This window comes from Microbacterium sp. SSM24, assembly GCF_025989145.1.
In the GTDB taxonomy this organism is placed as follows: Bacteria; Actinomycetota; Actinomycetes; order Actinomycetales; family Microbacteriaceae; genus Microbacterium.
In genome coordinates this window covers 406,364-432,236 of the sequence record NZ_JAPDNQ010000001.1, presented here as the reverse complement: position 1 = coordinate 432,236, position 25,873 = coordinate 406,364, and the positions used below count along the sequence as shown (strand labels likewise).

The window sequence follows — 25,873 nt, the reverse complement described above, 5'->3', positions numbered from 1 at the left end:
GGCTCACCAACCTCCGCGAGTGGGCGTGTGGCCCTCGCGGGCGTCGTCGGGCATCTCCATCTCGGCGCGCACGCCGAGCAGTCTCAGCGGACGATCCGGCTCGATCCGCTCGACGAGCTTCAGCGTCTCGGCGATCACCGTGTCACGGTCGAACGTGGTCGCGATCTTGTGCACGAACGTCTTGGTGAGGAACGGGGCGTAGCGCACCTTGAGTCCGACGCCGACGACCGGACGCCCCTCGGCCGCGACATCCGCCAGCACCTGTGTGAGCAGCTCGCGCGCCGCCGCCTCGATCTCGGCCCGCTCGACGATGTTCTTCTGGAACGTCGTCTCACGCCCGTGCCCGCGCGCCACCCACGGGGTGTCGTCGACGACCGCCGACCCGTCGCCGCGACCCAGCTGGCGGTACCAGGGACCCATCTTCGGTCCGAACTCCGCCGCGAGCGGAGCCTCGTCGGCGCACGCGAGCTCGGTGACGGTGCGGATGCCGAGCGCGGCCAGCCGCTTCGAGATCTTGCTTCCCACGCCCCACAGCTCGATCGTCGGCTTGTCGCCCATGACGTCGAGCCAGTTCTCGGCCGTGAGGCGGAAGACACCGCGCGGCTTGCCGAAGTCCGTCGCGTTCTTGGCGCGGATCAGCGTGTCGCCGACGCCCACGCTGCAGTGCAGCCGGGTGCGATCGAGCACCGCGCGCTGGATCTCGTGTGCCGTCGCTTCGGGGTCGGCGGTGCGAACGCCGACGAACGCCTCGTCCCATCCGAGCACCTGCACGATCGCACCGGGGTGGGCGCGCAACGTCGCCATCACCTCTTCCGAGGCCGCCGTGTAGGCGGGGGCGTCGACGGGCAGGATCACGGCGTCCGGAACCTTGCGCGCCGCGATGCGCAGCGGCATGCCCGAACCGACGCCGAACGCCCGAGCCTCGTACGAGGCCGTCGACACGACCGCGCGCTCGGTGGGATCGCCCCGGCCGCCGACGATCACGGGCTTGCCGGCGAGCTCGGGTCGCCGCAGCACCTCGACGGCGGCGATGAACTGGTCGAGGTCGACGTGCAGCACCCACGAGGACTCGGACATGTCGTCCAGTGTGGCCGGTGCCGCAGACACCGTCGAGCGCTCGCCGGGAACGACGATGCCGCGGCGTCCGCACGATGGCGGGCCGCGGCATCCGTCCGTTCCGGGTCAGCGCGCGACGTCGCCGCGCCAGGCGCCCGTCTCGCGATGCGCCTTCTCGATGAACACCTTGAAGTTCTCGAGGTCCTTCTTCACGGCGTGCTTCCCGGCACCGACGAGCGAGCCGAGCTTCTCGATCGCTCCGCTCGGCTCCCAGTCGATCTGCACGGTGACGCGGGAGGTCGTGTCGTCCAGTTTGTGGAAGGTGACGACTCCGGCGTGGGCGGTCTCGCCTCCGGTGCTGCGCCACGCGACGCGCTCGTCGGGGTGCTGCTCCGTGATCTCGGCGTCGAACTCGCGCTCGAACGGGCCGACCTTCACGGTCCAGTGGGTGTGCGTGTCGTCGAGCTGGGTGATCGACTCCACCTCGTCGAGGAAGTTCGGGAAGCTCTCGAACTGCGTCCACTGGTTGTAGGCCGTGGTGACGGGCACGTCCACGTCGATGGTCTCGATGATCTGAGTCATGACACCAGCTTCGGCGGCGCAGTGCGCGCCGCCCACCCCCTTGACCCGCGCGCGGGTGTGAGGGTAGCGATCGGCGGCTCGCTGTGCGGCCGCCGATCGGCGAGGGTCAGAGCGGCCGGATGTTGGCGGCCTGCATGCCCTTGGGGCCGCGCTCCGCCTCGAACTCGACCTTCTGGTCTTCGCGGAGCTCCTTGTATCCGTCGCCCGTGATCGCGCTGAAGTGCGCGAACAGGTCGGCGCCGCCGTCGTCGGGTGCGATGAAGCCGAAGCCCTTCTCGGAGTTGAACCATTTCACGGTGCCAGTGGCCATCGTGTCTTTCCTTCTTCTTTTCGGGCCGCGAGAAGCGACCGGGGTGCCGCGCCGACGAATGCGGAGCGGACGTGTTCGGCGGGCGTGACCCGCTGAGGAGTGTGGGAGCCCGGGCTCGGATGCCTCGACCGCGGCCATCGCGTCGTGCCGGACGGCATGCACTCCGAGATCTTCGCCGCGCGGGCCGTGAGCCTCGTGGCCGCGGGATGTGACGCCGATGAAACCGGCGTACTCGCCGGCGATGGTCGCGACGAAGATGCCGTCGTCGGCGGAGCGCCAGTGAACGGCACCGCGAGACGGGAACAGGGGTGAGACGACGGAAGTCAGAACTGCCTAAGGATGGGGCGCGGATGTCGGTCGGACGACCGCACGCGAGGATGAGAAGAGGACCGCCGTGGTGGCGGAGGGAGGTCGCTCACCCTGTCACTCCACGATGAGGCGGAGGCGAACGACCGAGGAAGCCCGAGCGGGCTACCTCCACTGTAGCGCGTTCGCCTGGGGATCTGCCTGATGCCCGTCGATCTTCGCGGCCCGGTACCGTGACGCGTGTGGATTCCGGGACCAGGCGGGGCAAGACCGACCTCAAGAGAGAACTCGCATCGTACTCGGCGCCGCGCGGCAGCTTCGGCGTGATCGACCTGCCGCCGCTGCGCTATCTCATGGTCGACGGGTGCGGCGACCCGAACTCCGCCGCGGCGTACACGGACGCCGTCTCGGCGCTGTACGCGGTGGCTTACAAGCTGAAGTTCCAGAGCAAGCTCGAGCTCGGGCGCGACTACGTCGTCATGCCGCTCGAGGGGCTGTGGTGGTCCGACGACATGGACTCGTTCACCACAGCTCGCGACAAGTCGCGGTGGAGCTGGACGATGATGATCCTCGTTCCGGACTGGACCGAGGACGCGCACGTCGAGGCCGCGCGCTCGGTCGTCGCATCGAAGGGGGCTTCCGAGGCCGTCGGCCGTCTCCGATTCGAGGAGCTCGCAGAAGGGCGATGCGTGCAGACGCTGCACGTCGGCTCGTATGACGAAGAGGCTCCGGTGCTGGACGAGATGCACCGCCGATTCATCCCGGAGGAGGGGCTGCGGATGCGGGGTCGCCATCACGAGATCTATCTCGCCGATCCCCGTCGCACCGCGCCCGAGCGGTTGCGCACGATCCTTCGCCAGCCGGTCGAGGACGCGGACTGACTCGGCTGGCGGACGCTGGCCGGATCCGACTTAACGATATATCGTTGAGTATCGCCGGTATATCGGTGAGTTCATCTCAGGGAGGTCGTCATGAGCGATTCGTTCACAGGAGATTGGTTCGGTCCGCGTGACCGCGGGCAGGGTCACGGCCCCGCACGCCCGGGCGGCGGCGGACTGTTCGAGGCCATGGATCAGTTGCGCGACATGTTCGAGCAGAAGGTCATGAGCCCGCGCATGGGCCGCGGAGACGTGCGCGCCGCCATCCTCGCCGTGCTCGCCGACCGCCCGATGCACGGCTACCAGATCATCTACGAGATCGAGGAGCGCAGCGGCGGCACGTGGAAGCCCAGCCCGGGCTCGGTCTACCCGACCCTCCAGCTGCTCGCCGACGAGGGCCTCATCACGGCCGAGGAGGCGGGAGGGAAGAAGACCTACTCGCTCACCGAAGCCGGCCGCGCCGAAGCCGCTGCGAGCGAGGACCGGTCGGCTCCCTGGGAGTCCGCCGGGCGCAAGGATGCCGCGCGCTCGACCGTGCTCCCGAAGGCCGGCGCGAAGCTGGCCCAGGCGGCGGCGCAGGTCGCGACGAGCGGGTCGCCCGAGCAGGTTCAGCAGGCTGTCGAGGTGCTCGACGAGGCGCGGCGTAAGCTCTACTCGATCCTCGCCCAGGACTGAGCCGGATGCCGCCGGAACGTCGGCCCGCTGCTGTCCCGAATCAGGGAGTCTCGATGGCCGACGACGGCAGTTCGCGCGCCCGCTACCGCCGGATCCTGCGCTTCGCCGCGCGATACATGGTCCAGGCGTGGTGGTACGAGCTGTTCCTGCCGCGTATCGGGCTCGCTCGCTTCGCCGCGCGCGGGCGCGCCGCGCGCCTGACGAAGCTGGCCCGCCGGTTCCATGCGCTCGCCGTGTCGCTCGGCGGGCTCATGATCAAGGTCGGACAGTTCATGTCGTCACGCCTCGACGTGCTGCCGCCTGAGATCACGAAGGAGCTCGAAGGCCTGCAGGACGAGGTGCCGGCCGTCGAGTTCGACGCGATCCGGACGCTCGCCGAGGCCGAGCTCGGTGTCGCGCTCGAGGTCGCGTACGAGTGGGTGGACCCCGTTCCGGTGGCCGCGGCATCCCTCGGTCAGGCGCACCGCGCGAGGCTCGTGCCGGCGGACGCTGCCGACACCGGGTTCGCCGATGTCGTCGTCAAGGTGCAGCGCCCCGGGATCGAGCGGATCGTCGAGGTGGACCTCGCGGCGCTGCGACGGGTCGCGCAATGGCTCAGCAGCGTGCGGGTCGTGCGCGATCACGTCGACCTGCCGGTGCTGATCGAGGAGTTCGCGCACACCAGCGAGGAGGAGATCGACTATCTCCACGAGGCGCGCAACGCGGTGCGCTTCGCCGAGAACTTCGTGGGCGACCCGCGGGTCGATGCCCCGGAGATCGCGTGGGAGCGCACGACCAGACGCGTGCTCACTCTCGCCGACGTCACGGCGATCAAGATCAACGACGTCGAAGGACTGCGCGCCGCCGGCATCGAGCCGGCCGACGTTGCGAGCGAGTTCGCGACGGTGATGTTCGATCAGCTGTTCCGCGACGGCTACTTCCACGCCGACCCGCACCCGGGGAACATCTTCGTCACGCCCACGCCGGGCGGTGAGCGGCCGTGGCGACTGACGTTCATCGACTTCGGCATGATGGGCGAGGTGCCCGACCGGCTGCGCCGCGATCTCCAGCAGGTCGTGATCGCCGTCGCCTCGCGCAACGGAAAGCAGCTGGTCGACAGCATCCGCGATGTCGGCGTGCTGCTGCCATCGGCCGACACTGCCGAACTCGAGCGGGCGATGACCGCCCTGTTCGCGCGCTTCGGCGGCATGGGATTCGCCGAGCTGCAGGAAGTGGATCCGCGCGAGTTCCAAGCGTTCGCGCGCGAATTCGGCGACGTGATCCGATCGCTGCCGTTCCAGCTGCCCGAGAACTTCCTGCTCATCGTGCGGGCGGTCTCGCTCACGTCGGGCATGTGCTCCTCGCTCGAGCCGGACTTCAACATGTGGGACGCCGTCGAGCCGTACGCCGGTCAGCTGATCCGCGAGGAGCGCGGCAACGTCGCGCAGGCGTTCGCGAAGGAGGCGGTGTCGATCGCCGGCATCGCCGCACGGCTGCCGCGACGGATCGACGACGTCGTGACGCGCGCCGAGGAGGGTCGGCTCTCCGTCGAGTCGCCGCGGGTCGAGCAGCGGATACGGTCCCTCGAGCGCATCGTGCGCCGCGCCGTGTCGGCCGTGCTGTTCGCCGGCCTTTTCATCGGCGGTGCGGTGCTGCGCGCCGACGAGGCCGTCTTCGGCACCGTGCTCATGGCCGTGTCGGTGATCCCGCTGCTGCATGCCGTGTTCGCCGGGGCCGGCCGCCGCTAGCGAGCACGGATCGGCGGTGCGATTCTCGCCGGGCGCATAACTCCTGCACTTCTGCGGGAGAGAGTGTGGCGAGCCGCTGGATGGCGGGGAGCCGTGCACGAAGCGGGTGATTTCTGCAGGAGTTATGCGCCGCCGGTGGACCGCAGTCCCTAGGGTGTGGGTGTGCGTGCGGTGGTGTACGAGCGGTACGGCGGACCCGAGGTGCTCGAGGTGCGCGACGTGCCGAAGCCTTCTCCGAAAGCCGGTGAGGTGCTCGTCGAGGTGGTCGCGGTGTCGATCAACCTCTCCGACTGGGAGGGGCTGCGCGGCTCGCCCGCCTATGCCCGATTCGGCGGGCTGCGGCGGCCGGCTCACCCGATCCTCGGCACCGACATCGCCGGTCGTGTGGTCGCCGTCGGCGAGGGCACGACCGGCTTCGCCGTCGGCGACGAGGTGTACGGCGACAATCTTCCGCGCTACGGCGGGTTCGCCGAGTACGTCGCGGTCCCCGGTTCCGCGATCGTGCACAAGCCCGCGGCGCTCACGTTCGCCGAGGCATCCGCCATTCCTCAGTCCGGCGCGATCGCGGCGCAGGCCGTGGCTCTCGCCGAGCCGGGCTCGCGGATGCTGCTCAACGGCGCCGGCGGAGGCGCGGGCGCCTTCGCGATCCCGCTGGCCGCGGCCAAGGGCGTGCACGTGACCGCGGTCGACAATGCGGGCAAGCTCGACTTCCTGCGCGAGCTCGGAGCCGAGCACGTGATCGACTACCGCGTCACCGATTTCACCCGCACCGGGCCGTACGACCTCATCGTGGATCTCGTCGCGCACAGGTCGGTGTTCGCCTATCGGCGCGCACTCGCCCGGGGCGGCCGGTGCGTGATCGTGGGCGGCACGGCGCGCGCACTGCTGCGCATGGTGACGGTCGGTCCGCTGCTGGGACTGCTCACCGGCGCGCATCTCGGCGTGCTGCTGGTGCGCCAGGGCCCGCGCGGCTTCGCGCCGGTCGCCGCGCTGTGCGAAAGCGGCGGGGCGCCGGTGCGCATCGACCGCGTGTTCCCCCTCGAAGAGGTTCCGGCGGCGCTCGCGTGGCACGGCGAGGGACGCGCGCGCGGCAAGGTCGTCGTCGCCGTCCGCGAGGACTGATGCCGCGTCCCAGGCTGGGACGCGGCATCCGCTGGCTCTACGCCGTGGCGTCGGCGCGCTTGGGGAGCACCCAGCCGGCGCGCGGGAAGTGGCAGGTGTACCCGTTCGGGATGCGGATCAGGTAGTCCTGGTGCTCGGGCTCGGCCTCCCAGAACGGGCCCTCCGCCTCGATCGTGGTGACGGCCTTGCCCGGCCAGAGGCCCGACGCGTCGACGTCGGCGATGGTGTCCCGCGCGATCTGCTCCTGCTCGGGCGAGAGCGGGAAGATCGCCGAGCGGTAGCTCGAGCCGATGTCGTTGCCCTGACGGTCCTTGGTCGACGGGTCGTGGATCTGGAAGAAGAACGCCAGGACGTCGCGATAGCTCGTCTGCGCGGGGTCGAAGACGATCTCCACCGCCTCGGCGTGCCCCGGGTGCTTGCGGTACGTCGCGTGGGCGTTCTCACCGCCGGTGTAGCCCACCCGTGTTCCGAGGATGCCGGGCTGGCGGCGGATGAGATCCTCCATGCCCCAGAAGCAGCCGCCGGCGAGGACCGCCGTCTCGGTGCCGGGGGTGCGGGTGATCTGGCCGGTGTCGAAGGGACCGCTGGTCATGATGCGTGCTCCTGGTTCTGGTTCTCAGCTCGGTCGTCGAGCATGTCGAAAAGGGTTCGGTAGTCGCCGTAGCCCTCCGCCTCGAGGGATGAGGCGGGGACGAAGCGCAGTGCTGCCGAGTTCATGCAGTATCTCAGGCCTCCGGCATCCCGGGGGCCGTCGGTGAACACATGGCCGAGGTGGCTGTCCGCTCCCGACGAGCGCACCTCGGTGCGCGACATCCAGAGCGTGCGGTCGGTCTTCGTCGTGACGGCCTCGGCGTCGATGGGTCGTGTGAAGCTCGGCCAGCCGGTGCCGCTGTCGTACTTGTCGAGCGATGAGAACAACGGCTGCCCCGAGACGACGTCGACGTAGATGCCCGCCTCGTGGTTGTTCCAGTACGGATTGCGGAACGGCGGCTCGGTGCCGTCGTCCTGCGTGACGCGATACTGCGCGTCGGTGAGGCGGCCGAGCGCCTCGGGGGTCTTGCGGTAGTCGTTCGGATTCACGGAGTTCCTCCTCTATGGCGTCGCTGGCTGCGGCGTCATAGAGAGAGAACGGATGCCGCGTCCCTTTTGGTCCCGCGAACCTGGGAGCGGGCTCTGAATCCGGGAAGGCGTATACCGGGTCGCCGTGCGATGTCAAGGGGCCGCGGTGCGGGCGCAGGGCGTCATAGCCTGGCAGGGCAGTGATGCGCGGTGCGGTCGAGGTCCGGTTTCGGGTCCGGTCAACTCCTGCAGACGCGCGATGGCCCCGGCGGGTGGGCACCCGCCCGGGGCCATCTCTGTGACGCCGGTTCGGCGTCGCAGCCGCGCCGGCGATGGAGATGATGCCCGGCGGGGGCTGAGGAGCAGCATCCGCTCCTCGTTCGCGCGGGTGCGCGGCTGGTACGTTCGGGAACGCCGACCGCGCGTGCGGTCGCGCAGCGAGGGGCAGACGTGGCAGAGCGCAGGAGCTGGGTGCTGGTCGACGGCGAGAACATCGACGCGACCCTCGGCGGATCGATTCTCGGGCGACGGCCGCAGCCCGAGGAGCGGCCGCGATGGGATCGCCTGCTGACCTTCGTCGCCGAGCGGTGGAACCAGCCGTCGCAGGGCCTGTTCTTCCTCAACGCGAGCTCGCACCTTCCGATGTCGTTCGTGCAGGCGCTGCTCGCGCTCGGCTACCAGCCGGTGCCGCTGTCTGGCGCGGCCGATGAGAAGGTCGTCGACATCGCGATCCAGCGCACGCTGCGTGCGCTCGCCGATCGCGACGACGACGTCGCGCTCGTCAGTCACGACCGCGACTTCGTGGAGGACATCGCCCGCCTGACCGGCAACGGCCGGCGAGTGGGCGTCCTCGGCTTCCACGAGTTCCGCAGCGCCGAGTTCGCGGCGATTCCCGGGATCGAGCTCTTCGACATCGAGTACGACGCCGAGGCCTTCGACGCCCCGCTGCCGCGCGTGCGCGTCATCCCGATCGACGAGTTCGACCCCGCAGCCTTCCTGCGCTGACCGGCGCCGCGGCATCCGCCCTTCTCTTTTCCACAGGTCAACCGCGGTTCTACAGGACGCGGAGCGCCTCACGCATCCTGAATAACTCTGGTTGACCTGTGGAAGCGGGCCGGCCTCCCGAGGGAGACGGACCTGTGGAAGCGGCCCGCCTCCCGAGGGAGACGGGCCGCATCACACGCGGTTCAGTACCAGCCGACGGACTGCGAGTGCGACCAGGCGCCGCACGGGGTCCCGTAGCGACCCGCGATGTAGCCGAAGCCCCATCGGATCTGCGTGGCGGCGCTGGTCTGCCAGTCGGCACCTGCGCTGCCCATCTTGCTGCCGGGGAGCGCCTGCGGGATGCCGTAGGCGCCGCTGGAGGAGTTGTAGGCGCGGTAGTTCCAGCCCGACTCCTTGTTCCACAGCGAGACGAGGCACGAGAACTGGTCGCCGCCCCAGCCGTAGCCGCTGAGCATGCCCTTCGCGATCGACTGGGCCTCCGCGGGGCTCGCACCGCCACCGACGGCGACGGGGGAGGGAGCCGAGCCGCCACCCGAGGACTGGGAGGCAGCCGCCTCGGCGGCCGCAGCGGCCGCGCGGGCCGCGGCCTCGCGCTTCGCCTTCGCCGCAGCCTCCTGCTTCGCCTTGAGTGCCTTCGCGGCGTTGAGGCTGCCGCGCACCTCGGCCGTGCTGGCCTCGACCGACGCGACGAGCGCGGTCACGTCATCGATGAGGTCGGGAACCAGGGGAGCGGGGAGGTCGAGCCCACCGGCCAGCCGCTCGGCGGCGGAGCCGAGTTCCGCGGTGTCGACCGTGGTCTCGACGTCGCCGAGCTTCAGGCCGGAGGCCTTGACGTCGGCGGTCACCTGCGCAGCGGCGTCGATCGCGGCATCCGCATCGTCCATCGCCTGCGTCGCCTCCGTCGAGATCTCGTCCGTGCCGCCGGCGGCGACGATCGCGGTGGGCTCGGCGGGCAGCGTGAACGATGCGAGCGCGAAGCCGCCGGTACGAGCGGATTCCTCGGCCGTCGAGACGGGCGGGACCGTGCTGACGGCGACGGCGGCGATCACGCCGAAAGCCAGTCCCGCGGTGAGGACGGTGCTGCGGCGGCGGGTGCGGCGGCGGGCGGTGCGAGCGCGACGATCGAGGGCGATGGGGGAGCTGGAGCGCATGAAATGAACCGGTTTCGTATCGTGAGAAGGCGCCGATCGGGTGGCGCGCGCACCCGCGCGGCGGGCACAAGCCCCCGAGTCTGCCCACCTGTTCTGGACGCTTCCGGTGCGTTACCTGAGCGTTACATGGGAGCGGCGAGCTCAGAAAGTCCTGATCACGGGGCTGCGCCGGGCGACCCCGGGGCGCGTTTCACCCGTATCGGTAGTGCGACGAGCTCGCTTCGATCCACGCCGCGAACCGGCGCGCCTCGGCATCCTGGCCCGTCGGAACGGCCGCGACCCACACCTGCGTCTGCCCCGTCACGACCAGGTACGACCGCGCCCGGTCGAGCGCGCGATTCATGGTGCGGGAGGTGATCGGCCCGCCCGCGCCGAACAGCCGCCGCTCTACCGCGGTGCGCGTGAACGCCGGCGTGCGAAGGAGGCTGTCGCCGGAGTCGACGGATGCTGCGACCCCGCCCACCGGCAGGCTCAGGTCGCCGAAATGCACCCAGCGTCCGTCGAGCACGACCCCCGCGAAGTCCTGCTCCTGCCCGCTGTAGCGGACGGCGCTCGTCCATCGGGTGCCGTCCCACCAGCGCTGCCGTCCGCGGTGATCGTCGTACCACCCCGCGGCGGCGACTCCCGTCCCCACGGGGGCGGCACCGGTGTGCAGCTCGGTGTGCGTCTCGCGCAGATCGATGAACTCGTCGGTCCAGCGCGCGCCATCCCACCAGCGCTGCCGCCCGGTGCCGTCGTCGTACCAGCCCGGAGCTGCCTGCGTGCTCATGCGATGAGCGTAGTTCCCGCCCGAACGGATCGCACGGGCCGCGCGTCGGTGATCCGGCGTAGCCTGAACCAATGCTCGCCGACTCATCACCGCAGTCCGCGCGGGCGCAGCTGGCGGCGGTGGCGGATGCCGCGTCCCGCAGCCCGCAGGCTCTGCCCGGGTTCGCCGGCCTGCCGATGTCCGACGACGCGCGGCCGGCCGCCGTGCTCATGCTGTTCGGTGTGCTCGACGCCCTGCCGAGCGATCACGGCGCGCAGGCGCGCGCGGTGTCGCGCGATCTGGACGTGCTCCTCCTCTCGCGCGCGTCCACCCTCCGCTCGCATGCCGGTCAGGTCGCCTTCCCGGGCGGGCGCGTCGACCCCGGTGATGACGGCGCGGTCGGCGCCGCGCTGCGCGAGGCGCGGGAGGAGACCGACCTCGATCCCGCCGGTGTCGAAGTGCTCGGCACCCTCGAAGACATCCCCCTCGTCTACTCGCAGCACCTCGTCACTCCGGTGCTGGCGTGGTGGCGGCATCCGTCTCCCGTCCGCGTGGTCGACGAAGCCGAGTCGGCCGATGTGTTCCGGGCGCCGGTGGCAGACCTGCTCGACCCGGCGAATCGCGGTTCGACGGTCATCCGCCGCGACGGCCAGGTGTGGCGGGGTCCGGGCTTCCTCGTCCCGTCGCACGACGGCGACCATCTCGTGTGGGGTTTCACGGGAATGGTGCTCGACGGCCTGTTCGATCGGCTGGGCTGGACCGAGCCGTGGGACCCATCGCGAGAACTGCCCCTCGAACGCGCCGGCTTCGACGATTCCGAGGCGAGCTCGGGTCGCGCGGCATCATGAGTGCATGATGTTCGACCCCGGCGACCGCGCGCGGATCCGCGACGAGCTCCTCGACGCCGCGCGCGCCGACGCTGACATCACGGGGGCGGCGCTGGTCGGGTCGGCGGCCCGCGGTGCGGAGGATCGCTGGTCCGACATCGATCTCGTGCTCCAGCTCGACCGCGGCGCGCATGAGCCGACCGTCGTCGAGCGGTGGACGGCCGCGCTCCGCGACCGGCACGGCATCGCCGACACCCTCGACGTGTTCGCTGCAGGTGATGTGCGATACCGCGTGTTCCTTCTGCCGACGTCGCTGCAGATCGACGTCTCGTTCTGGCCGCACGATCTGTTCCGCGCGACCGAGGAGGGCTTCGCACTGCAGTTCGGCACGGCCGCGGCCCCGACCCGCGCGCCCGATCCCGAGGTGCGCCGGATGATCGGGATGGGCTGGCTGTATGCGCTCCACGCGCGGTCCGCCCTCGCTCGCGGCAAGGTGTGGCAGGCCGCGATGATGCTCGATGACCTGCGCGACGAGATCGTCGCCCTCCAGTGTCTTCGCGCCGGGGTGAATCCGTGGCACGGTCGCGATGTCGACCGGCTGGACGCGGCATCCCTCCGCCTCCTCGAGCAGGCACGCGCAGACTCACTCCGCCCCGATGAGCTGGAGCGGTCGAAGCGGGCGCTGCTCGCGCTCTTCCACGACGAGGTGCGCGCCCACGACACGGCGCTCGCCGACGCCCTCTCCCCGGCGCTGTCGGCACTGACGGAGTGACCGTGGTGCACCATCTGACCCGCGACGAGGCACGCCGCATCGCGCTGCGCGCGCAGCTGCTCGACGCCGAGCGGCCGGGCGATGTCGTCGAGGTCGCCGAGCAGCTCGGGTACGTGAAGATCGACCCGACCGCGACGATCGCACCGTGCGAGCACACGATCCTGTGGTCGCGCATCGGGTGGTCGTACGAGCCGGGCCAGCTGCAGAAGGCGGTGGAGATCGACCGCCTTCTGTTCGAGTTCGAGGGCGCGTTCCGTCCGATGAGCCTGCTGCCCCTCATGCAGCCCGCGATGCGGGACTGGCCGCGGCGCGAGAGCAGCCGTCAGTGGCTGGACGCGAATGCGTCCTTCAAGAAGGACGTCCTCGCCCGGCTCAGGAACGACGGGCCACTGCTCGCGAGCGACATCCCCGACACGGCGAAGGTCGACCGGGCGCCCGACGGGTGGTACGGCAAGAACCAGGTGCCGCACATGCTCGACTTCCTCAGCCGCCAGGGACTCGTCGCGATCGTGGGTCGCGAGGGGCGTCACCGCCGGTGGGACCTCGCCGAGCGCGTGTACCCGAAGAACCTGCCCGAGCTCGACCCCGACGAGGCGGCGCACGCGCTCGCCGAGCGCCGGCTCCAGGCCGTCGGCATCGCGAAGCTGAAGTCGCCGTGGTCGCAGATCGGCGAGGCGGGCGAGGCCGCCACCGTCGAGGGCAGCACGTGGAGGTTCCGCGTCGATCCCGAGGCGCTCGCCGCGCTCGAAGCCGAGGACGACGGGCGGGTCGCGTTCCTCAATCCCTACGACCCGATGCTCTTCGATCGCCCGCGCCTGAGCGAGATCTTCGCGTTCGACTACGTGCTCGAGCAGTTCAAGCCCAAGCCGCAGCGCGTCTACGGCTACTTCGCGCACCCGATCCTCATGGGGGACCGCTTCGTGGGGATGCTGGATGCCGAGGTCGACAAGGAACGTGAGGCGCTGCGGATCACCGCGGTGCACGAGTTCCTGCCGTTCGAACCGGAGGAGCAGGACATCGTGCGCGCCGAGATCTCGGAACTCGGCGAATGGCTCGGCCTGCCGGTGATCGGACTGCCGTAGATTCAGCGTCATGGACCGTTCGGTGCCGAACCTCCCGTCGCGCGACTTCGACGCGACGATCGCGTTCTACGGCGGCTTCGGCTTCGACGAGACCTACCGCGACGGCGGCTGGCTCATCCTCGCCCGAGGCACCGTGGTGCTCGAGTTCTTCCTCGCGCCCGAGCACGATCCGTACGAGAGCTGGTTCATGGCCAGCATCCGCGTCGGCGACCTCGATGCCCTCTACGCGCAGGTGCGTGAGAGCGGCGTTCCCGAGAAGACGATCGGCATCCCGCGTCTGGTCCCGGTCGCGCTGCAGGAGTGGGGCCATCGCGCGGGTTTCCTGATCGACCCCGACGGGACCCAGCTGCACCTCATCGACGACGCCGGCTGACGCCGCCGGGCTCGACGCGTCAGCCGCGCGTGCCGACCCATCCGAGCGCCGGCGCGACGTGCGTGGCGAACGCCTCGACGACGCGCAGGTTGAACTCGACGCCCAGCTGGCTGGGGATCGTGAGCATGAGGGTGTCGGCAGCGGCGATCGCGGCATCCGCCTTCAGCTGCTCCACGAGCACGTCGGGCTCGGCCGCGTACGTCTTGCCGAAGGTCGACCGCATGCCGTCGATGACGCCGATCTGGTCGCCGTCCTGGCGCCCGCCGAAGTACATGTGGTCCTCGGCGGTCATGAGGGGGAAGATCGAGCGGCTGACGGACACCCGCGGTTCTCCTGCGTGCCCGGCCTCGCGCCAGGACGCCCGGAAGGCGTCGATCTGCTCGGCCTGGAGGAGGTCGAACGGGCGGCCGTCCGCCGACGTCAGAAGCGTCGACGACATGAGGTTCACCCCGACACGGCCCGCCCACTCCGCAGAGTCTCGGTTGCCGGCTCCCCACCACACGCGTGAGCGCAGCCCGGGGGAGTGCGGCTCGACGCGCTGCATGCCCGAGGCTCCGGCGCCGAAAGCGGAGGAGCCGTCCCGCTCGGCCAGCCCCTCGCCGTCGATCGCCCGCAGGAACAGGTCGAAGTGCTCGCGGGCGATGTCCGCGCCGCGCGGGTCGCTGGATCCGGTGTACCCGAAGGTCTCGTATCCGCGCACGACCGTCTCGGGTGAACCGCGGCTCACGCCGAGCGCGAGTCGTCCGCCCGAGATGAGATCGACGGATGCCGCTTCCTCGGCCAGGTACAGGGGGTTCTCGTAGCGCATGTCGATCACACCCGTGCCCACCTCGATGCGCTCGGTCTTCGCGGCGATCGCGGCGAGGAGCGGCATCGGCGACGACTGCTGGCGGGCGAAGTGGTGCACGCGGAAGTACGCGCCGTCGACGCCCAGCTCATCCATGCCCTGGGCGAGATCGATCGCCTGCAGCATCGAGTCGCCCGCCGTCAGCTGACGGCCCCCGCCCAGGGGGCCGTAGTGTCCGAACGAAAGGGTTCCGAATCGCTGCATGTCGACTCCAACGGTACGCCCGCGGCATCCATTCCGGTGAATGGAGCGGATGCTGCGCCCGTGCGCCGGTGCCGTGCTCGTGCCGGTGCGGTGTCGGCGACCCGTGGCATCGTCAATGCATGATCGCGCTCGTAGCGGCCCCGACCAACCTCGGGCTGCGCCCTCCCGAGCCAGGCGCCGTCCCCGGCACGGCGAAGGCGCCGGAGGCGCTGCGCGAGGCCGGGCTCTTCGCGCGGTTCGCTGCGGCCGGCGCGCGCGATGCGGGCACCGTGCTCCCCGGCCGCTACGTCGACGACGACCGCTCTCGGCCGGCGGGTCGCGTGCGCAACGCGAGGGCACTGGTGGACCACGCGCGGCGGCTCGCCGCGCGACTCGACGAGATCGTGACGGCCGGCGACGTGCCCCTCGTGATCGGCGGGGATTGCAGCCTGGTGATCGCCGCGGGGCTTGCGACGGCCCTCCCGCCGGGTCGCGGACTCGTGCACCTCGACGGCCACACCGACTTCCGGCATCCGGGCAACAGTGCGTCCTGTGCGAGTGTCGCCGGCGAGGATCTCGCGGCGGCCGTCGGGCTCCACTGGCCCGCGATCTCCGACATCGACGGCCGCGGTCCCTACTTCGACCCTGCCCGCACCGTGCAGCTCGGCTGCCACGACGACGACGAGTATCTGGCCGAGGTGCGGGGGACGATCGCCCACGTCGTCACGGCGCGCCAGATCCTCGAAGGGGGTGCGGCGGACGCGGCTGCGGCCGCACGGCGGTCAGTCGATCGCGACGGATTCTGGCTGCAGCTCGACGTCGACGTGCTCGATCCGGTGTTCCTGGCGGCCGTCGACAGCCCGACGCCCGGAGGTCTCACGCCCGATGCCCTGGTGGGGCTGCTGCGGGAGCTCGCACCCCGTGCCGTCGGCGCGGCGGTGACGGTCTTCGATCCCGACCTCGATCCCGACGGGCGATGCGCGGCGCTGCTCCGCGATGTCCTGGCCGAGGGACTGAGCGAGCTCGGACGCGACCTCCCCTGAAGAGATCCGGCCGCCCCGCGCCCGCCGTGCCTACGATGGCAGGAGTCGATCAGTGAGGGGGTCCGAGGTGCAGGTCCGAGTCGCCGGCGTCGCCCTCGACGCCTCAGGGCAGCACGTCCTGCTGCTCAAGCCGATCGATCAGCTGCCGGGCGACGGCATGGTGCTGCCGATCTGGATCGGGCAGCTCGAAGCGACCTCGATCCTCGTCGCCGTGGAGCAAGCGCCCGTGCCGCGACCGCTCGCCCACGACCTGCTGCGCTCGACGATCGACACGCTCGGCGCCGAGCTCACCCGTGTGGAGGTCACCCGCATCGACGACGGGACGTTCTACGCCGAGATCACGCTCACTGCGGGGGAGCGCACCGTGACCGTGGACGCAAGACCGTCGGATGCCGTCGCCCTCGCCTCGCGCACCGGTGCCGGCATCTGGGTGGCCGAGGCGGTGATGGACGAGGCGGGGGTGCCGGACGTCCTCACCGAATCCGACGCCTCGGAGCGCCTCGACGAGTTCAAGAAGTTCCTCGACGACGTCGAGCCCGAGGACTTCGAAGCGTGAGTTCGGCCGCATCGATCGCCGCTGATGTGCGCGCCGGTCGGAGGCGCGCGGTCGACGTCGTCGAGCAGCACCTCCGGCATGCGGGCGACCAGAACTCCCGTCTGGGCGCGCTCAGCGTCGTGCTCGCCGCTCCCGCGCTGGCCGAAGCGCGTCGCATCGACGCGGTCGTGGCCGCCGGCGGCGACCCCGGGCCGCTCGCGGGCGCGCCGTTCTCGGTGAAGGAGAACATCGATCTCACCTGGTCCGCGACGACGCAGGGGTGGCGCGGACTCGCCGACGCGGTCCCGTCCGTCGACGCGGCCATCGTGCGGCGCATGCGCGCGGCGGGCGCCATCCCGATCGGGCGCGGCAACATGCCCGACTTCGGCATGCGGTGGGACACCGACAACGAGCTGTTCGGGCGCACCGTGAACCCCTTCGACGCCACCCGCTCGGCCGGAGGGTCGAGCGGGGGAGACGCCGTCGCCGTCGCGACCGGCATGGCGACGATCGGCCTCGGCAACGATTTCGGCGGGTCGATCCGCATCCCTGCGGCCGCGAACGGCATCTTCGGCCTGCGACCCTCGGTCGGCCGCGTCCCGCGCGCCGCCGTGCGCGGCGCGCCGGTGGCGATGACGCTCCAGCAGTTCTCGGTGAACGGCATCCTCGCACGGTCGATCGACGACCTCGAACTCGCGTACGACGCAGTGAGAGGACCGGATGCCGACGACCCGGTCTCTCTCGACCTGCCGGACGAGCCCGCCCTCCCGGGGCCGCGCCGGGTGGCGGTCGTGCGCGACCCGCTCGCATGGGGTGTCGACGCCGGGGTCGCGGCATCCGTCGACGCCTCGGCCACGCGCCTCTCGGAGGCCGGGTGGACCGTCGAGCACGTCGAGCCCCCGATGCTCGAGGAGGCTGCGGTGCTCTGGCGTCGGCTCGCGTGCACCGACATGTTGCTCACCCTCGATCCCGCGGTGCTGCCCATGCCGTTGGGCGCGTCGGCCACACGGTTCCTGCGCGACAGCACCGCCGCGGCCCGCCCGTACGAGACGGCGGCCGAGTACGCCGCAGCATGGGCGCGGCGTGCGCCGATCGCCGCGGAGTGGCGCCGCTTCCAGCGCGAGCACCCGATCATCCTCGGGCCGGTTCAGACGACCGGGACGCCGCCGATCGACTTCGATCTCGGTGGACCGGATGCCGCGACCGCCGCGTGGCGCGCGCTCGCCCTGACCGTGGCCGTGAACTTCCTCGGCCTTCCCGCCGTCGCCGTCCCGGCGGGAACGGGCGCGGACGGCGTGCCGATCGGGGTCCAGGTGATCGGCCCGCTGCACGGCGACCGGCTGGCGCTCGCCGCGGCGCGTGACGCCGCAGCCGCGGTTCCTACGCCGCCCCGGTGAGGGTCAGCACGGTCCGCAGGCCGGCCGGGCTGCCCGGCCAGTGCCGCTCGACGGCTTCCATACCTGCGTGGCGGATGGCGAAGCGGAGCACGATGGCCACGATGATCGCATCGTCGGCGAGCCCGATCACCGGCACGAAGTCGGGCACGAGGTCGATGGGCAGCAGGAGGTACCCGAGCAGGCCGAGGAGCCACCAGCGCGTCGTCCGCGGGACGGCGGGATCTGAAGCGAGCCGCTTCACGAGACGCACGACGTCGGGAACGAGGCGGAGGATCTCGCGCCAGTCGACGTCGTTGCCTGCGCGACGCTGCTGCATCCACAGCACAACGAGGAGACCGAGCCACAGCAGCACGATCCCGCCGAGCACGCCGAGCACGATGATCAGCCACTCGGGCATGAGGGCCTCCTCGGGGCGAATGCGGTCTGGCCCATCCTCCCTCGTGTCAGGCCCTGGCGGCCTCCGCCAGCCGGCGCACCGCCTCGGTGATCGTCTCGGGCGCGCACGCCACGTTCATCCGTGCGAAGCCCGATCCCTGGCGCCCGAACGAGGGGCCGCTCGCGAGGGCGACCCGCGCCCTCTTCCGCGCGGTGGTGGCCGGGTCCTCTCCCCAGCCGAGCGCCGTCATGTCGAGCCAGGCGAGGTAGCTGGCGGATGCCGGACGCAGGACGACCTCGGGGAGGTGCGCGTCGAGCTCCGCGCGCAGGTGGTCGAAGTTCGCCTCCACCGCCGTGATCGTGGCATCCAGCCAGTCCCGGCTGCTCGCGAAGCCCTCACGCGTGGCGATCAGTCCGAACTGACCGGTGCGGTAGGTGACCTCCGCGGGCAGCCCGCGCACGACGTCCCGCATGCGCTCTGACTCCGTCACGAAGAAGGCGGCCTTCAATCCGGCGAGGTTGAACGCCTTGCTTCCCGACTCCGCCGCGATGCCGTGATGGCGCGCCTCGTCGGACACGGTGAGGTACGGCGTGAACTCGACCCCGTGGTGGGTGATCGGCGCGTGGATCTCGTCGGAGACGACGAAGCCGCCGTGCCGCTCGACGATGCGCGACAGCTCCGTCAGGGTGTCGCGATCGTGGACAAGCCCGACGGGATTGTGCGGATTGCACAGCAGCACGCCCTTGGCGCCCGCGGCCATCGCGCGGTCGATCCCCTCCAGGTCGAGCGAGTAGCCCGCGCCGTCGTCGTGAAGCGGCACCTCCACGACGACTCCTCCGCCTTCGGGGATCAGATCGAAGAACGGCGGGTAGGCGGGAGGCGTGATGATCACGCCGTCGCCCGGCTGGAGCAGCGCCCGGAGCGACTCCGCGATCACCACGCTCACGTCGGTCGTGATCCGCATGCGCGCCGGGTCCGGCATCCAGCCCCATTTCGACGACGCGAAGTCGCTGAACGCCCGCCGGACGACCGGATCCTCGCCGTCGACGTAGCCCGTGTCGCCGAGTTCGACCGCCTCGAGCAGCGCCGCCTTGATGGCGGGGGCGAGAGGGAAGTCCATCTCGGCGACGAACATCGGCAGGACGTCGTCGGGGTAGGCGCGCCACTTCACGCTGGAACGACGGCGCAGGGTCGACATCGGATCGGCGGTGGTGGCGATGGCGGACAAGCGATGCTCCCTCGGCTGGCGGTGGTTCGAGTCTGCCCGATCGGAGCTGTCGAACCGATCGCCGACGCTTAGCGGGTGAGGAATCCGATCAGCGTGTGCACCGCGAGGACGAGGACGACCACTCCGACGAGCAGGTCGGTCCAGGTCGCCAGCGACTCCTGCGCGTTCTTGCCCTTCTTGGGCACGTGCATCGCTCCCGCGATGAGGAGGAAGAGCCCGCCGGCGAGTCCCGCCGGCACAGCCCAGCCCGGGACGAGTGCGAGGAGTCCGGCGATCCCCATGGCGATGTTGGCCGTGCCGAGCTCGCGGGTCAGCTGCTTCTCCTGGATCGTCGGGGCCGTCGAACCGAGGATGGCGGCGGTCGGCCCCTTGCCGGATACCTGGGCGACGCCGGCGACGAGCAGCCGCGTGCCGACGCCCCAGAACACCCACCAGGTGCCGAACACGACAACCGGGTCGCCGCCCCTCGCGGCGAGCTCCCACGCACCGCAGATGAGCGGCAGCGCGACGGTCTGCGCGATCACCAGGATGAAGTAGCCCATGACTGCCGCTCCTCGTCGCTCGGTGGACAGCATCACCGTAGCGCTCGCGCTAGTGTCCCGTTCATGCGGATCGTCGTCTCCGGAACCCATGCGAGCGGGAAGAGCACGTTGATCTCCGACTTCGCCCTCCGCCACCCGGCGTTCGACGTGCTCGCGGACCCGTTCGAGCTCATCCCCGAAGACTGGGATGCCCCGGGGGCTGCGATGTTCGCGGCGCAGCTCCGTGTCTCCGCGGATCGACTTCGTTCGGCGGATGCCGCCGTCGACCTGATCGCCGAGCGCGGGCCGCTCGATTTCCTCGCCTACCTTCTGGCCCTCGACGAACGCACGGACGGATCGATCTCGGCCGACCTCCTGGATCGCGCGCGAGCGCTCACTGCCCAGGCGCTCCGCCGGGTCGACGTGCTCGCGGTGCTGCCGCTCACGGCGGCCGACGGTATCGAAGCCGGTGCGGACGAGGATCTCGAGCTGCGCGTCGCGATGAACGACATCCTCCTCGACCTCCTCGACGACCCGGACCTGATCGGCGGCCGCACGGAGGTGGTCGAGATCGCCGGGAGCAGAGATGATCGGCTCCGCGCGCTCGAGGCGGTCATCGCGGTGCGCCGCGGCGGCCAGGCGTCCTCTACGACGTGACGAAGCAGGGTCGCATGCCGGTGGCCGGATGTCCCGGACCTGTGAGCCGTACAGGGTGGGGGCGTAACGTCCGATCATGAGTACACAGGAAAAGACGAACGGCGCCGAGGTGGCGCAGCTGGGGCTCGGATCGGTGCTGGTCGGGTCGCTGCCGGCGACGCTGCTGACCGATGGCGCACCAGACCGTTACACGGTCGAGGCGGTCTTCACACGGCGACCCGATCCCGATGAGATCAAGGACATCCTCGGTTCGGACACGCGTCAGTTCCTGACGCGGGCGGGCTACTCCACGGTCGAGGTGACGATCTCGGACCGTCGGCTCGAGATCGCGAACACGAACCTCGAGGAACTGCGCGATGGCCTGGCCGGACTCCTCTCCGAGAGACTCGCCGCCATCAGCGCCGACGTGCACGCCCGGCGGCAGGCCGCGGCGGCCCAGTTCGAGATCGCGGCGGAGCACGAGCAGGAGCGTGCCGCCGCCGTCGCGGCGCTCGCCGAGTCGGTCGTGTTCGCGTCAGCCCACCCCGGGACGCTCCGCACGCGGTCGGCGCGCAGTTCTCAGGAGTGACGATCGCGACGGTCGACGCGCCTCCGCGAGCTCCGCAGTGAAGATCGCGATGCTCGGACCGATCGCGTGGCGAACGCCGCCGGTGGGCTACGGACCGTGGGAGCGCGTGACGAGCCTGCTGACCGAGGGGCTCGTGCGCCGCGGGGTGGATGTCACGCTCTTCGCAACCCGCGACTCGGTCACCGACGCCGAGCTCGACGCGGTGTCGCCGCACGGCTACGCCGAGGACGCGTCGATGGACGGCAGGGTGTGGGAGGCGCTCCATGTCGCCCACGCGCTGAAGCGCTCGGGGGAGTTCGATCTCGTGCACAACCAGCTGGACTGGCTGCCGCTCGCCTTCAGTGCGCAGTGGGATGCGGCGATGGTCACGACGATCCACGGCTTCTCCGGCCCTGCGATCCTGCCTGCCTACGCGGCATCCGCCTCGGCGTTCGTCTCGATCTCGGACTCCGACCGCTCCCCGGACCTCGAGTACGTCGCGACGATCCACCACGGGATCGACACGGGAGAGCTGCCCTTCGTGACCGAGCCGGACGACTACCTGGTCTCGTTCGGGCGCATCCATCCCGACAAGGGCACCGCGGCGGCGATCGAGATCGCGGGGCGCGCGGGTCGGAGTCTGGTCATCTGCGGACTCATCCAGGACGCCGCCTACTTCCGGGACGAAGTGGAACCCCGCATCGACGGAGACCGCGTGGTCTTCCTCGGCGCGGTGGGGGCCGAGGAGCGCGCCCGGATCCTCGGGCACGCTGTCGCCCTCCTTCACCCGATCGACTTCGACGAGCCGTTCGGGCTCTCGGTGGTGGAGAGCATGGTGTGCGGCACGCCCGTCCTCGCGTACCGGCGCGGGTCCATGACCGAGGTCATCGACGAGGGCGTGACCGGCACCACCGTCGCCTCGATCGAGGAGGCGGTTGCGGCGCTCCCCGCCGTGATCTCGTTGGATCGGCGGAGGGTCAGCGATCACGCCGTCACGCGTTTCGACGTGGACCGCATGGTCGACGAGTACCTCCGCGTCTACGAGTCGGTGCTGCGCGGCTGATCCCGGCCGACGCACAGGTCGGCCGTGTACCGTGGCGACCACAGCGTCCGGTTCTTCACCTCGGACGTGGACCGGACTGCGGCGATGGGGACGCGGTTCCACGAGGGATGCCGCTGGCAGACGTCTCGCCATCGCCCGCCGCGAATCCGCCCGGGCAGCATCAGAGAGCGTCACCGTGACCCACTACGGATTTCTCAGCACGTTCCCGCCGACCCGCTGTGGTCTGGCAACCTTCACCGAGTCCCTCTCCGACGCGCTGGTGCTCGCCGGCGACGAGGACGGCACGATCGTGCGCGCCCTCGATCAGCCGGAGGACCGCGCGCGCCACCGCGCGCGTGCGCGTTCCCGAGTGCGCACCGATCTGATCGCCGGCGACCGGCTCAGCACCCTCCGCGCGACGATGGCGCTGAACGCGTGCGACGTCGCGATCGTGCAGCACGAGTACGGGATCTACGGCGGGCGCGACGGCGACCAGGTGCTCGAGGTGCTCGCAGCGCTGAAGGTCCCGACCATCGTCGTGCTCCATACGGTCCTCGTCTCGCCGACGGCCCATCAGCGGGAGGTGCTCACGGAAGTGTGCCGGCTCGCCTCGGTCGTCGTCGTCATGACGGTCCATGCGAGGGAGAACCTCGCCGCGCACTACGCGGTGGACCTCGCCCGCGTCCACGTCATCCCGCACGGCGTGAAGCACGTGGCCCTCAGCGAGGCCGAGCCGCACAGCGGCCGGCGCGTCGTGACATGGGGACTCCTCTCGCCGGGCAAGGGCATCGAATGGGGCATCCGCGCGATGGCGCAGCTGACCGACCTCACCCCGCACGTCGAGTACATCGTCGCCGGTCAGACGCACCCCAAGGTGCTCGCGCACGCGGGCGAAAGCTACCGGACCTCCCTCTCCCGCCTCGCAAGCGACCTGGGCGTGGAATCGTCCGTGCGGGTCGACGGACACTACCTCGGACCGAAGCAGCTCGCCGCGCTCATCGCGTCGGCGGACGTCGTGCTGCTGCCGTACGACTCTGTCGATCAGGCCACGTCGGGCGTCCTCGCCGAAGCTGTCGCCGCCGGCATACCGGTGGTCGCGACGGGCTTCCCCCATGCGGTCGAGCTGCTGTCGGGCGGAGCCGGCACGGTCGTCGCGCACCGGGACCCGGATGCGATCGCGCAGGCGCTGCGGGAGATCCTCACCGAGCCGTCCGTCGCGCGCGGCATGCGTGAGGCCGCCCTCCGCGAGACGAACGAGACGACGTGGTCCGCCGTCGCCGATCGCTACCGCGCGCTCAGCGCGGGGCTGCTCGCCGCTCAGGCGGCGTGATGGACGCCTCGCCGTCGTATGCGCACCTCGGGGTTCTGACGGACCACACGGGCATCTTCGAGCACGCCCTCTTCGACGAGCCGCGTCTCGAGCACGGATACTGCGTCGACGATGTGGCGCGAGCGCTGATCGTCGTGGCGCGTGAACCGCAGCAGACGATCGCTCTCGCGCGGCTGTCGGCGATCTACCTGCGCTTCCTCGAGTCGGCGGTCCGGCCGGACGGGCTCACGCACAATCGCATGAGCGCTGACGGGACCTGGTCCGACCAGCCGGCGATGGGCGACTGGTGGGGGCGGCTCCTGTGGGCGCTCGGCACGATGGCAGCACAGGGTGGCGACCCGTGGACGAGAGCGCGCGCGATGCGGTCGTTCCGTCTCGCGGCGCGCGAGCGCTCCACGAGCCTGCGGACTCTCGCGTTCGCGGCCCTCGGCGCAGCCGAGATCGTGGGCGTGCGCCCGGACGATCACATCGCCCGCGGCCTCCTCCTCGACTTCGTCACGGCGATGCCGGTGCTGACGGACGAGGTCTGGCTCTGGCCGGAGCGTCGTCTCACCTATGGGAACGCCTCGATCCCGGAGGCGCTGATCGCCGCAGGCCATGCCCTCCATGACGCGGATGCCACGGCGCAGGGTCTGCGGATGCTCGAGTTCCTCCTTTCCCTCGAGACGTCGAACGGCCGGTTCTCGGTGACCGGAACCGGCGGGCGCGGACTCGGCGAGACCGAACCCGTGTTCGATCAGCAGCCGATCGAGCTCGCAGCGCTCGCCGATGCCTGCGCCCGCGCGTACGCGGTGACGGGCGACCCGGCGTGGCTCCCCCCGATCGAGCTCGCATGGAGCTGGTTCACCGGGCTCAACGACGGTGGTGCGGTCATGTTCGACGAACAGACCGGGGCAGGGTTCGACGGGCTCGAACGCGACGGCCGGAACGAGAACCGCGGCGCCGAGTCGACCCTCGCCGCGCTGAGCACCTTCCAGCAGGCCCGCCGTCACAGTGAGCCGGCCCGGCCATGACGGTCCGGATCCACGCGGCGGAACTCACCGCCGAGCCGGACCGGGTGATCGCCCAGCTCTTCCTTCCGGGCGAGGAGTGGTCCGCGAACCGCTCGCGTGCGGCCGAGATCATCGCGCGCGTGATGTCGATGCCGGTCGACACCATCGAGGCGCTCGCGGCGGAGCTGACCCGCGACTTCGGCTTCCGGCATCCGGACGTCCTCGATCTGTTCACCGGCAACGCCGAGGTGGTGAGCTCCCGCCTGGCGGATCCGGTCGAGATCAGCGATGCGCAGCGGCTGGTCCTCGGCGCCTGCTTCACGTCGGAGTACGCCGTCGAGGGGGCGGCGCTGTGCAACCCCAGCGCGGTCGAGCATCCGGATCAGGCAGGACTCGAGCCGGGGGAGGTTCGCATCGCGATCGCGTTGCGGTCGATCGGAGAGGGACATCGCTCCTCCATCGGATTCGCCGAGGCCGTCGTCGGCCCGGGCCGACGATGGACGTTCGGGGAGCGGGCACGGCCGCTGTGGCGCGCGCGTATCGAGGAGGGGGACTGGAGCATCGCGCATTTCCGTGCCGCCGTCGAGGAGGAAGGAATACTCGACGAGATCTCGCACAGCGTGCTGCAGGCCCTTCCCGACAGGTTCACCGCATCGGACGTCGAGGCAGCAGTCACCGGTCTGCCGAGCGCACTCGCTCGGCGCCAGGACAGTCCTCGGCATATCCAAGCCCTGCGCGACCTGACGAACTCCGTCTACCGCGCCGTCTTCTCCGCCGAGAGCGCTCTGAGCCAGCGCGTGCTCACACCCGTTGCGGCAGAGGAGCGACACGGGATGGAAGACGCGCGTTTCGTACGATTCACGGACCTCACCGGGGCTGTCCACTACCGCGGAACCTATACGGCGTACGACGGCCGCGACATCGCGCCCCGCCTGATGGTCACGCAGGACCTCCGCGTCTTCGACATCCATCGACTGACGGGTGAGGCCGCCCAAGACAAGGGGATGGCCCTCTTTCCCCGTCCGGTCGACGGCAGGTACCTCGCGCTGAGCCGGACCGGCGGCGACAGCATCTCGCTCGCGGAGTCCCGCGACGGCGTGATCTGGAACCACGTCGGGATCGTGCACGCCCCCGAGGACCCGTGGGAGATCGTCCAGACCGGCAACTGCGGACCCCCGCTCGAAACGCCGCAGGGGTGGGTCGTCCTCGTGCACGGTGTGGGCCCGATGCGCCGGTACTCGCTCGGAGCCCTGCTCCTCGATCTGGACGATCCGACGATCGTGCTCGGAAGGACGACGATGCCCCTCCTGCGGCCCGTGGACGAACGTCGCGACGGCTACGTCCCGAACGTCGTGTACTCGTGCGGCGGGGTCATCGTGGACGACGTCCTCTGGATCCCGTTCGGCATCGGGGACTCACGCATCGGCGTGTGCTCCATCGCCGTCGACGAGCTTCTCGCCCTCCTCGTCCCGTAGTCTCTCAGGCCGACGCGACTCACCTGT

The 25,873-nt window shown here is 70.7% G+C and carries 29 protein-coding genes; 18 read left to right on the top strand and 11 right to left on the bottom strand.

The features are described 5' to 3' along the window. Window positions 1–3: 3 nt before the first annotated feature. The 3 genes from OL358_RS02070 to OL358_RS02060 all read right to left on the bottom strand — a co-directional run bounded on the left by OL358_RS02070 (window position 4) and on the right by OL358_RS02060 (window position 1,948). Window positions 4–1,077 carry a DNA polymerase IV gene (locus tag OL358_RS02070; protein WP_264708279.1) on the bottom strand — a complete coding sequence of 358 codons (1,074 nt, stop codon included), beginning with the start codon at window positions 1,075–1,077 and terminating at the stop codon, window positions 4–6. A gap of 105 nt (window positions 1,078–1,182) precedes the next feature. Beyond that, a complete protein-coding gene (locus OL358_RS02065) occupies window positions 1,183–1,638 on the bottom strand; it encodes an SRPBCC family protein (RefSeq protein ID WP_264708278.1) in 456 nt (151 codons plus the stop codon). Window positions 1,639–1,744: 106 nt separating this feature from the next. Beyond that, window positions 1,745–1,948 (bottom strand): cold-shock protein, encoded by a 204-nt coding sequence (locus tag OL358_RS02060; protein ID WP_056118089.1) that lies wholly within the window; start codon window positions 1,946–1,948, stop codon window positions 1,745–1,747. Window positions 1,949–2,496: 548 nt separating this feature from the next. Between OL358_RS02060 and OL358_RS02055 the strand changes: the two genes are divergently transcribed. The 4 genes from OL358_RS02055 (at window position 2,497) to OL358_RS02040 (ending at window position 6,656) form a co-directional block, all read left to right on the top strand. Further along, window positions 2,497–3,135, top strand: a complete 639-nt coding sequence (locus OL358_RS02055) for a GyrI-like domain-containing protein (protein WP_264708277.1) — start codon at window positions 2,497–2,499, stop codon at window positions 3,133–3,135. 90 nt (window positions 3,136–3,225) lie between these two features. Beyond that, complete coding sequence (locus OL358_RS02050; protein ID WP_264708276.1) at window positions 3,226–3,807, top strand: PadR family transcriptional regulator; 582 nt, start codon at window positions 3,226–3,228, stop codon at window positions 3,805–3,807. A 53-nt stretch (window positions 3,808–3,860) separates the two neighbouring features. Next, the gene (locus OL358_RS02045) at window positions 3,861–5,534 is read left to right on the top strand and encodes an ABC1 kinase family protein (protein ID WP_264708275.1); all 1,674 of its coding nucleotides are present in this window, start codon (window positions 3,861–3,863) and stop codon (window positions 5,532–5,534) included. Window positions 5,535–5,696: 162 nt separating this feature from the next. Continuing rightward, window positions 5,697–6,656 (top strand): NAD(P)-dependent alcohol dehydrogenase, encoded by a 960-nt coding sequence (locus OL358_RS02040; RefSeq protein WP_264708274.1) that lies wholly within the window; start codon window positions 5,697–5,699, stop codon window positions 6,654–6,656. 37 nt (window positions 6,657–6,693) lie between these two features. Here the strand turns inward: OL358_RS02040 and msrA are convergent, their stop codons facing one another. Next, the gene (msrA, locus tag OL358_RS02035; protein WP_264708273.1) at window positions 6,694–7,248 is read right to left on the bottom strand and encodes a peptide-methionine (S)-S-oxide reductase MsrA; all 555 of its coding nucleotides are present in this window, start codon (window positions 7,246–7,248) and stop codon (window positions 6,694–6,696) included. Next, a complete protein-coding gene (msrB, locus tag OL358_RS02030) occupies window positions 7,245–7,736 on the bottom strand; it encodes a peptide-methionine (R)-S-oxide reductase MsrB (RefSeq protein ID WP_264708272.1) in 492 nt (163 codons plus the stop codon). Before msrB ends, msrA begins: the two co-directional genes overlap by 4 nt. A gap of 429 nt (window positions 7,737–8,165) precedes the next feature. Between msrB and OL358_RS02025 the strand changes: the two genes are divergently transcribed. After that, window positions 8,166–8,720, top strand: a complete 555-nt coding sequence (locus OL358_RS02025) for an NYN domain-containing protein (RefSeq protein ID WP_264708271.1) — start codon at window positions 8,166–8,168, stop codon at window positions 8,718–8,720. 182 nt (window positions 8,721–8,902) lie between these two features. Here OL358_RS02025 and OL358_RS02020 read toward each other — a convergent pair whose 3' ends face one another. Together OL358_RS02020 and OL358_RS02015 are read right to left on the bottom strand one after the other, a co-directional pair. Further along, complete coding sequence (locus OL358_RS02020; protein WP_264708270.1) at window positions 8,903–9,871, bottom strand: lytic transglycosylase domain-containing protein; 969 nt, start codon at window positions 9,869–9,871, stop codon at window positions 8,903–8,905. Window positions 9,872–10,061: 190 nt separating this feature from the next. Continuing rightward, window positions 10,062–10,640: a DUF2510 domain-containing protein gene (locus OL358_RS02015; protein ID WP_264708269.1), complete on the bottom strand. Its 579-nt coding sequence runs from the start codon at window positions 10,638–10,640 to the stop codon at window positions 10,062–10,064. A 71-nt stretch (window positions 10,641–10,711) separates the two neighbouring features. On the opposite strand from OL358_RS02015, the gene OL358_RS02010 reads away from it, so the two are divergent. The 4 genes from OL358_RS02010 to OL358_RS01995 are packed head-to-tail and all read left to right on the top strand — an operon-like array spanning window position 10,712 to window position 13,673. Continuing rightward, complete coding sequence (locus tag OL358_RS02010) at window positions 10,712–11,467, top strand: NUDIX hydrolase (protein WP_264708268.1); 756 nt, start codon at window positions 10,712–10,714, stop codon at window positions 11,465–11,467. A gap of 4 nt (window positions 11,468–11,471) precedes the next feature. After that, window positions 11,472–12,218, top strand: coding sequence for a nucleotidyltransferase domain-containing protein (locus OL358_RS02005; RefSeq protein ID WP_264708267.1), 747 nt, complete (start codon window positions 11,472–11,474; stop codon window positions 12,216–12,218). Then, window positions 12,215–13,300 carry a DNA glycosylase AlkZ-like family protein gene (locus tag OL358_RS02000; protein ID WP_264708266.1) on the top strand — a complete coding sequence of 362 codons (1,086 nt, stop codon included), beginning with the start codon at window positions 12,215–12,217 and terminating at the stop codon, window positions 13,298–13,300. The genes OL358_RS02005 and OL358_RS02000 overlap by 4 nt, the downstream gene beginning before the upstream one ends. Window positions 13,301–13,310: 10 nt before the next feature. Continuing rightward, on the top strand, window positions 13,311–13,673 hold the full coding sequence (locus OL358_RS01995) for a bleomycin resistance protein (RefSeq protein WP_264708265.1): 363 nt from the start codon (window positions 13,311–13,313) through the stop codon (window positions 13,671–13,673). A 19-nt stretch (window positions 13,674–13,692) separates the two neighbouring features. On the opposite strand, the gene OL358_RS01990 is transcribed toward OL358_RS01995, so the two are convergent. After that, window positions 13,693–14,724: an LLM class flavin-dependent oxidoreductase gene (locus OL358_RS01990; RefSeq protein WP_264708264.1), complete on the bottom strand. Its 1,032-nt coding sequence runs from the start codon at window positions 14,722–14,724 to the stop codon at window positions 13,693–13,695. A 119-nt stretch (window positions 14,725–14,843) separates the two neighbouring features. Here OL358_RS01990 and OL358_RS01985 point away from each other — a divergent pair, with 119 nt between their 5' ends. The 3 genes from OL358_RS01985 (at window position 14,844) to OL358_RS01975 (ending at window position 17,678) form a co-directional block, all read left to right on the top strand. Next, window positions 14,844–15,746, top strand: coding sequence for an arginase family protein (locus OL358_RS01985; RefSeq protein ID WP_264708263.1), 903 nt, complete (start codon window positions 14,844–14,846; stop codon window positions 15,744–15,746). Window positions 15,747–15,813: 67 nt separating this feature from the next. Beyond that, window positions 15,814–16,302, top strand: a complete 489-nt coding sequence (locus tag OL358_RS01980; RefSeq protein ID WP_264708262.1) for a bifunctional nuclease family protein — start codon at window positions 15,814–15,816, stop codon at window positions 16,300–16,302. Beyond that, window positions 16,299–17,678: an amidase gene (locus OL358_RS01975; protein WP_264708261.1), complete on the top strand. Its 1,380-nt coding sequence runs from the start codon at window positions 16,299–16,301 to the stop codon at window positions 17,676–17,678. Before OL358_RS01980 ends, OL358_RS01975 begins: the two co-directional genes overlap by 4 nt. Here the strand turns inward: OL358_RS01975 and OL358_RS01970 are convergent. The 3 genes from OL358_RS01970 to OL358_RS01960 form a co-directional block, all read right to left on the bottom strand. Beyond that, window positions 17,662–18,075: a YkvA family protein gene (locus OL358_RS01970; protein WP_264708260.1), complete on the bottom strand. Its 414-nt coding sequence runs from the start codon at window positions 18,073–18,075 to the stop codon at window positions 17,662–17,664. The two genes, OL358_RS01975 and OL358_RS01970, sit on opposite strands and share 17 nt — an antisense overlap. Before the next feature lie 46 nt (window positions 18,076–18,121). Then, the gene (locus tag OL358_RS01965; RefSeq protein WP_319805419.1) at window positions 18,122–19,282 is read right to left on the bottom strand and encodes a MalY/PatB family protein; all 1,161 of its coding nucleotides are present in this window, start codon (window positions 19,280–19,282) and stop codon (window positions 18,122–18,124) included. Between the two features lie 68 nt (window positions 19,283–19,350). After that, window positions 19,351–19,824, bottom strand: a complete 474-nt coding sequence (locus OL358_RS01960) for a hypothetical protein (protein ID WP_264708259.1) — start codon at window positions 19,822–19,824, stop codon at window positions 19,351–19,353. Window positions 19,825–19,887: 63 nt separating this feature from the next. On the opposite strand from OL358_RS01960, the gene OL358_RS01955 reads away from it, so the two are divergent. From OL358_RS01955 to OL358_RS01930, 6 genes are all read left to right on the top strand, one after another. Continuing rightward, the gene (locus OL358_RS01955) at window positions 19,888–20,460 is read left to right on the top strand and encodes an ATP-binding protein (protein ID WP_264708258.1); all 573 of its coding nucleotides are present in this window, start codon (window positions 19,888–19,890) and stop codon (window positions 20,458–20,460) included. A 76-nt stretch (window positions 20,461–20,536) separates the two neighbouring features. Further along, window positions 20,537–21,028, top strand: coding sequence for a hypothetical protein (locus OL358_RS01950; protein WP_264708257.1), 492 nt, complete (start codon window positions 20,537–20,539; stop codon window positions 21,026–21,028). A gap of 49 nt (window positions 21,029–21,077) precedes the next feature. Then, window positions 21,078–22,070: a glycosyltransferase family 4 protein gene (locus OL358_RS01945; protein ID WP_264708256.1), complete on the top strand. Its 993-nt coding sequence runs from the start codon at window positions 21,078–21,080 to the stop codon at window positions 22,068–22,070. Window positions 22,071–22,245: 175 nt separating this feature from the next. Further along, window positions 22,246–23,379 (top strand): glycosyltransferase, encoded by a 1,134-nt coding sequence (locus OL358_RS01940; protein ID WP_264708255.1) that lies wholly within the window; start codon window positions 22,246–22,248, stop codon window positions 23,377–23,379. Continuing rightward, complete coding sequence (locus OL358_RS01935) at window positions 23,379–24,392, top strand: glycosyltransferase (RefSeq protein WP_264708254.1); 1,014 nt, start codon at window positions 23,379–23,381, stop codon at window positions 24,390–24,392. The genes OL358_RS01940 and OL358_RS01935 overlap by 1 nt, the downstream gene beginning before the upstream one ends. Beyond that, window positions 24,389–25,846: a glycosylase gene (locus tag OL358_RS01930; RefSeq protein WP_264708253.1), complete on the top strand. Its 1,458-nt coding sequence runs from the start codon at window positions 24,389–24,391 to the stop codon at window positions 25,844–25,846. The genes OL358_RS01935 and OL358_RS01930 overlap by 4 nt, the downstream gene beginning before the upstream one ends. Window positions 25,847–25,873: the final 27 nt, after the last annotated feature.